The organism is Mumia sp., assembly GCF_028803055.1.
Taxonomy (GTDB): Bacteria; Actinomycetota; Actinomycetes; order Propionibacteriales; family Nocardioidaceae; genus Mumia.
On sequence record NZ_JARBCJ010000015.1, the window covers coordinates 23,640 to 29,988 of the forward strand.

Below are 6,349 nucleotides of genomic sequence, written 5' to 3' on the forward strand. Positions count from 1 at the left end.
CGATGACGACCTACGTGCTGGTGGTCGCTGCCGCCTGCCTGGCGCTGGTCGGATGGGCCTTCGTCCAGAGCGAGCCCGGACGCCAGGTGGTCGGCGCAGTGCTCGGTCTCGCGGTCGCGCTCGCCGTCGTCGCGAGCATCTTCGGAGAGCCCGTCACCGGTGTCCAGCACGACATCCTGATCCTCTTCGCGATGGTCCTGGCGGTCGCCGGGGGCGGTGTGGTGACCTCCGCCGTCTTCGACACCATCGACTCCTCGCGCTCACCGGCGACCACGCACGGCCAGACGATGAGCGCCGCGGCCGACATCCTGCGCGGCGGGGTGTGGATCGGGGCGCTCGAGCGGCTCGCCGTCTTCGGCTCGCTCGCGGCCCGGTGGCCCGAGGGCGTCGCCATCGTGCTCGCCGTCAAAGGACTGGGCCGCTATCCGGAGCTCAAGATGGGCACGGCGACCGGGGTTCGGGGCGAGACGACGGGGACGGCCGAGCGCTTCATCATCGGGACGATGACCAGTGTGATCTGGGCGGTCACCTGCGCCTACCTCGCCTTCGCCCCGTACGTGCTCCCGCCCGGCCGCTGAGTCCCAGCCCCCGGGACCGTCGTCCGGACCCCGCCTCGTCCGCCGTAATCTTGAGCTATGGCGTCCGAGACCCCCGACATCAAGCCCCGCAGTCGTGACGTGACCGACGGACTGGAGAGCACCGCGTCCCGCGGCATGCTCCGTGCCGTCGGCATGGGAGACGACGACTGGCAGAAGCCGCAGATCGGCGTCGCCTCCAGCTGGAACGAGATCACGCCCTGCAACCTCTCGCTGGACCGTCTCGCCGGAGCAGTGAAGAACGGCGTCCACGCGGCGGGCGGCTACCCCCTCGAGTTCGGCACGATCTCCGTCTCCGACGGGATCTCCATGGGTCACGAGGGCATGCACTACTCGCTGGTGTCGCGCGAGGTCATCGCCGACTCCGTCGAGACCGTCATGATGGCCGAGCGGCTCGACGGGTCGGTGCTCCTCGCCGGCTGCGACAAGAGCCTGCCCGGCATGCTGATGGCCGCGGCGCGGCTCGACCTGTCGAGCGTGTTCCTCTATGCCGGCTCGACGATGCCGGGGCAGGTCGACGGCAAGGACGTCACCATCATCGACGCCTTCGAGGCCGTCGGCGCCTGCCTGAAGGGCATGATCTCGCGTGACGAGGTCGACCGCATCGAGCGCGCGATCTGTCCGGGGGAGGGGGCCTGCGGCGGCATGTACACCGCCAACACGATGGCCTCGGTCGCCGAGGCTCTCGGCATGTCGCTGCCCGGCTCGGCCGCCCCGCCGGCGGTCGACCGTCGACGCGACGGCTTCGCGCACCGCTCCGGCGAGGCCGTGGTCAACCTGCTCCGTCGTGGCATCACGGCCCGGCAGATCCTGACCAAGCCGGCGTTCGAGAACGCGATCGCGGTCGTGATGGCGCTCGGGGGCTCGACCAACGCCGTCCTCCACCTGCTGGCGATCGCCCGCGAGGCCGAGGTCGACCTCACGCTGGACGACTTCGTGCGGGTGGGTGAGAAGGTGCCGCACCTCGGTGACCTCAAGCCCTTCGGCCGCTACGTGATGAACGACGTCGACAAGGTCGGCGGCATCCCGGTCGTCATGAAGGCGCTGCTCGACGCCGGTCTGATGAACGGCGACACCCTCACGGTGACGGGCAAGACGATGGCGGAGAACCTCGCGGAGCTCGTGCAGCCCGTCGACGGCGACGTCATCCGCCGCCTCGACGACCCGATCCACGCGACCGGTGGACTCACGATCCTCGAGGGCACGCTCGCCCCGCAGGGAGCAGTCGTCAAGAGCGCCGGGTTCGACGAGAGCGTCTTCAGCGGTACGGCGCGGGTCTTCGACGGTGAGCAGGCCGCGATGGCCGCGCTCGCCGACGACACCATCGGTGCCGGCGACGTCGTCGTGATCCGCTACGAGGGGCCCAAGGGCGGCCCCGGCATGCGGGAGATGCTCGCCATCACCGGGGCGATCAAGGGCGCGGGTCTCGGCAAGGACGTCCTGCTCCTCACCGACGGCCGCTTCTCGGGCGGGACCACCGGGCTCTGCGTCGGGCACGTCGCGCCGGAGGCCGTCGACGGCGGCCCGATCGCGTTCGTGCGCGACGGAGACCCCATCACGCTCGACGTGGCGAACCGTCGCCTCGACGTGGAGATCGACGCCGACGAGCTCGAGGCGCGCAAGGTCGGATGGACGCCGAAGCTGCCCGTCGTGCCGCCGCGCGGCGTGCTCTCGAAGTACGCCAAGCTCGTCGGCTCGGCAGCGGACGGGGCGGTCCTGGGCTGAGCGTGAGGAGGGGCGCACGCCGTCATGTGGGACGGACATCTCAGGATGCGAGACGCGAGTGATGCTGGCTTGACCCTCGGGGGCCCGTCGCGCACTCTTGTCTCGTGCGCAACCTCCTTCTCGTACCCCACTGACGCGCGACCGGCAACGGTTCCGCGTCACCCCTCGAATGCCCGCTCGGGCCGAGGGGTTTTTTGTTGCCACCAGACCGTCCGAGAAGACCCCAGCACGAGGGCAGCCGCCCACCACACGCCGGCGAGACCGGTCCGTACGAAGGGACAGCGATGAGCGAGCAGGTCACCGGGGCCCAGAGCCTCGTCCTGGCACTGGAGCACGCCGGGGTCGAGGTCGTCTTCGGGATCCCGGGCGGCGCGATCCTTCCGGCGTACGACCCGTTGATGGACTCGCAGAAGGTCCGCCACATCCTCGTCCGTCACGAGCAGGGCGCCGGTCATGCGGCTCAGGGCTACGCGGTGGCCAGCGGCAAGGTCGGTGTCTGCATGGCGACGTCCGGCCCTGGGGCGACCAACCTCGTGACCGCGATCGCCGACGCCTACATGGACTCGGTCCCGATGGTCGCCGTGACCGGGCAGGTCGCGAGCCGCGCGATCGGCACGGACGCGTTCCAGGAGGCCGACATCCGCGGCATCACGATGCCGATCACCAAGCACAGCTATCTCGTGACCGATGCCGCGGAGATCCCGCGAGCGATCGCCGAGGCGTTCCACATCGCGTCCACCGGCCGACCCGGGCCGGTGCTGGTCGACATCTCCAAGGACGCGCTGCAGTCCGCGACGACCTTCGCATGGCCGACCGAGCTGCACCTCCCGGGCTACCGGCCGACCAGCAGGCCGCACAACAAGCAGGTCCGTGAGGCGGCGCGTCTCATCGCGGCGGCCGAGCGCCCGGTCCTCTATGTCGGCGGCGGCGTCGTGAAGGCCAACGCCTCGACCGAGCTCAAGGTCCTCGCCGAGATGACCGGCATCCCTGTCGTCACGACGCTGATGGCGCGCGGCGCGTTCCCCGACAGCCACCCCCTCCACCTCGGGATGCCGGGCATGCACGGCACGGTGGCGGCCGTCGGTGCGCTCCAGAAGAGCGACCTGCTCATCTCGCTGGGTGCGCGCTTCGACGACCGGGTGACCGGGCACCTGGAGTCGTTCGCGCCCGGCTCCAAGGTCATCCACGCCGACATCGACCCGGCTGAGATCTCCAAGAACCGCACCGCCGACGTGCCGATCGTCGGAGACTGCCGTGAGGTGATCGCCGACCTGGTCGTCGCGCTGCAGGCCGAGTACGCCGAGCACCCCGCCGACTACACCCCGTGGCGCGGGCAGATGCAGGCGCTCTCCGCCCGCTACCCGCTCGGGTACGAGGAGCCGGACGACGGGTCGCTGTCGCCGCAACGGGTGATCCAGCGCATCGGCCAGATCGCCGGCCCCGGCGCGACCTACACCTCCGGCGTGGGACAGCACCAGATGTGGGCTGCCAACTTCATCGAGCACGAGCGCCCCGCCCGCTGGATCAACTCCGGCGGCATGGGCACGATGGGCTTCTCCGTCCCTGCCGCCATGGGAGCGCAGGTCGCCCGCGCCGGTGAGGTGGTGTGGGCCATCGACGGCGACGGCTGCTTCCAGATGACCAACCAGGAGCTCGCGACGTGCGCGCTCGAGGGCATCCCGATCAAGGTCGCCGTCATCAACAACTCGTCGCTCGGCATGGTCCGGCAGTGGCAGACGCTCTTCTACGATGGCCGCTACTCCAACACCGACCTGCAGACCGGCGCCGACGAGGCCCGCATCCCCGACTTCGTCAAGCTCGCCGACGCCTACGGCTGCGTCGGGCTGCGGTGCGAGAAGGCCGAGGACCTCGACGCGGTGATCGAGAAGGCGATGTCCATCACCGACGCGCCGGTCGTCATCGACTTCGTCGTGCACCGCGACGCGATGGTGTGGCCGATGGTCCCGGCCGGAGTCAGCAACGACATGATCCAGATCGCGCGCGACATGGCGCCCGAGTTCGGTGACGAGGAACTGTGATGAGCCAGCACACCCTGTCCGTCCTGGTCGAGAACACCCCTGGTGTGCTCGCCCGCGTCGCGAGCCTCTTCATGCGCCGCGGCTTCAACATCGACTCGCTCGCGGTCGGGCCGACCGAGATCCCCGAGATCTCGCGGATGACGATCGTGGTCAACGTCGACGAGCTGCCTCTGGAGCAGGTCACCAAGCAGCTGAACAAGCTCGTCAACGTCCTCAAGATCGTCGAGCTCGAGCCCACCACCTCGGTCGAGCGTGAGCTCATGCTGATCAAGGTCCGCGCCGACTCACGGACGCGCGGACAGGTCTTGGAGACCGTCCAGCTGTTCCGGGCGAAGGTCGTCGACGTCGGCGTCGACGCGGTGACCATCGAAGCGACCGGAGACCCCGGCAAGCTCGACGCGATGCTGAAGGTGCTCGAGCCCTTCGGCATCCGCGAGATCGCCCAGTCCGGACGCGTCGCGATCGGTCGCGGAGGACGGTCGATCACCGACCGCACCCTGCGGGCGGTCCCCGGCGCGTCCACCCAGACCGCCTGAGCGTACGGTCGATAGGGGCCGTACGTCTGATCCGAGCGGCACCACCCGGTGCCACACGGCACCACGAGAAGGAGCAACCCCGTGCCTGAGCTGTTCTACGACGACGACGCCGACCTGAGCGTCATCCAGGGCCGCAGCGTGGCCGTCCTCGGCTACGGCAGCCAGGGCCACGCCCACGCGCTGTCCCTGCGCGACTCCGGCGTCGACGTCCGCGTCGGACTCCCCGAGGGCTCGAAGAGCCGTGAGAAGGCCGAGAACGAGGGCCTTCGGGTGCTCACCCCGGCCGAGGCGTGCGCCGAGGCCGACGTCATCGTCGTGCTCGCGCCCGACCCGGCGCAGCGCAGCCTCTACACCGAGGCGATCGAGCCGAACCTCAACGACGGCGACGCCCTGATCTTCGGGCACGGCTTCAACATCCGCTACGGCTACGTCAAGCCGCCGGCCGGTGTCGACGTCGGCATGATCGCGCCCAAGGGCCCGGGTCACCTCGTCCGCCGCGAGTACGTCGAGGGCCGTGGCGTCCCCGTGCTCGTCGCCGTCGAGCAGGATGCCACCGGCAACGCGTGGCCCCTGGTCCTCTCCTACGCCAAGGCCATCGGCGGCCTGCGTGCCGGCGGCATCAAGACGACGTTCACCGAGGAGACCGAGACCGACCTGTTCGGTGAGCAGGCGGTCCTCTGCGGCGGCGTCTCCGCACTGGTCCAGGCGGGCTTCGAGACCCTGACCGAGGCCGGCTACCAGCCCGAGGTCGCCTACTTCGAGTGCCTGCACGAGCTCAAGCTGATCGTCGACCTCATGTACGAGGGTGGCATCGCCAAGCAGCGCTGGTCGGTCTCCGACACGGCCGAGTACGGCGACTACGTCTCCGGTCCGCGGGTCGTCGACGCGCGCGTCAAGGAGAACATGCAGGCGGTCCTCGCCGACATCCAGAACGGCGCGTTCGCCGAGCGCTTCATCGCCGACCAGGACGCCGGTGCGGCGGAGTTCAAGAAGCTGCGCGCCGAGGGCGAGGAGCACCCGATCGAGGGCACCGGCCGCGAGCTGCGCAAGCTCATGGCCTGGGTCAAGAGCGGCGACGACGACTACACCGAGGGCACCGCTGCGCGCTGACCCTCGTACGTCCCGACCGGCGGTGAGCCCGGTCCCACGCGCATCACGGCGTGGGACCGGACTCACCGCCGTCGGCGTCTGAGCGGCCTGCTCTCAGCGCAGCGCGGCTCGGGACAGCGGGTCTGCCGACGACGCAGGGACATGATCGGGCAGGAAGAGCACGTCGGTCGTCTTGGTGAGCTCGCGCACGTCGACGGGGGAACCATCGACGCCGACGGTCCGGTAGCCGAGCGATGTCAGCATGTCGAAGGCCTCGAGCTCCTTGTCCCACGGTGGGTGGACGGTGCCCCAGCCGATCTCGCAGAGGATGACGGGTCGGGTGTCCCAGGAGGCCCGCGCGTCG

6 protein-coding genes are annotated in these 6,349 nt (G+C 70.0%); 5 read left to right on the plus strand and 1 reads right to left on the minus strand.

All coding sequences use genetic code 11. The features are described from left to right. Window positions 1–2 precede the first annotated feature (2 nt). From PV363_RS03020 to ilvC, 5 genes are all read left to right on the plus strand, one after another. Window positions 3–578 carry a hypothetical protein gene (locus PV363_RS03020; RefSeq protein WP_220341179.1) on the plus strand — a complete coding sequence of 192 codons (576 nt, stop codon included), beginning with the start codon at window positions 3–5 and terminating at the stop codon, window positions 576–578. A gap of 57 nt (window positions 579–635) precedes the next feature. After that, window positions 636–2,321: a dihydroxy-acid dehydratase gene (gene ilvD / locus PV363_RS03025; RefSeq protein WP_220341180.1), complete on the plus strand. Its 1,686-nt coding sequence runs from the start codon at window positions 636–638 to the stop codon at window positions 2,319–2,321. A 284-nt stretch (window positions 2,322–2,605) separates the two neighbouring features. Beyond that, window positions 2,606–4,360: an acetolactate synthase large subunit gene (locus tag PV363_RS03030; RefSeq protein ID WP_220341181.1), complete on the plus strand. Its 1,755-nt coding sequence runs from the start codon at window positions 2,606–2,608 to the stop codon at window positions 4,358–4,360. Next, window positions 4,360–4,896, plus strand: a complete 537-nt coding sequence (ilvN, locus tag PV363_RS03035; protein WP_220341182.1) for an acetolactate synthase small subunit — start codon at window positions 4,360–4,362, stop codon at window positions 4,894–4,896. Before PV363_RS03030 ends, ilvN begins: the two co-directional genes overlap by 1 nt. An 81-nt stretch (window positions 4,897–4,977) precedes the next feature. Further along, on the plus strand, window positions 4,978–6,006 hold the full coding sequence (gene ilvC / locus PV363_RS03040) for a ketol-acid reductoisomerase (RefSeq protein WP_220341183.1): 1,029 nt from the start codon (window positions 4,978–4,980) through the stop codon (window positions 6,004–6,006). 93 nt (window positions 6,007–6,099) lie between these two features. Here the strand turns inward: ilvC and PV363_RS03045 are convergent. Beyond that, the coding region (locus tag PV363_RS03045) for a hypothetical protein (RefSeq protein WP_301021651.1) at window positions 6,100–6,349 on the minus strand (250 nt) is incomplete at its 5' end.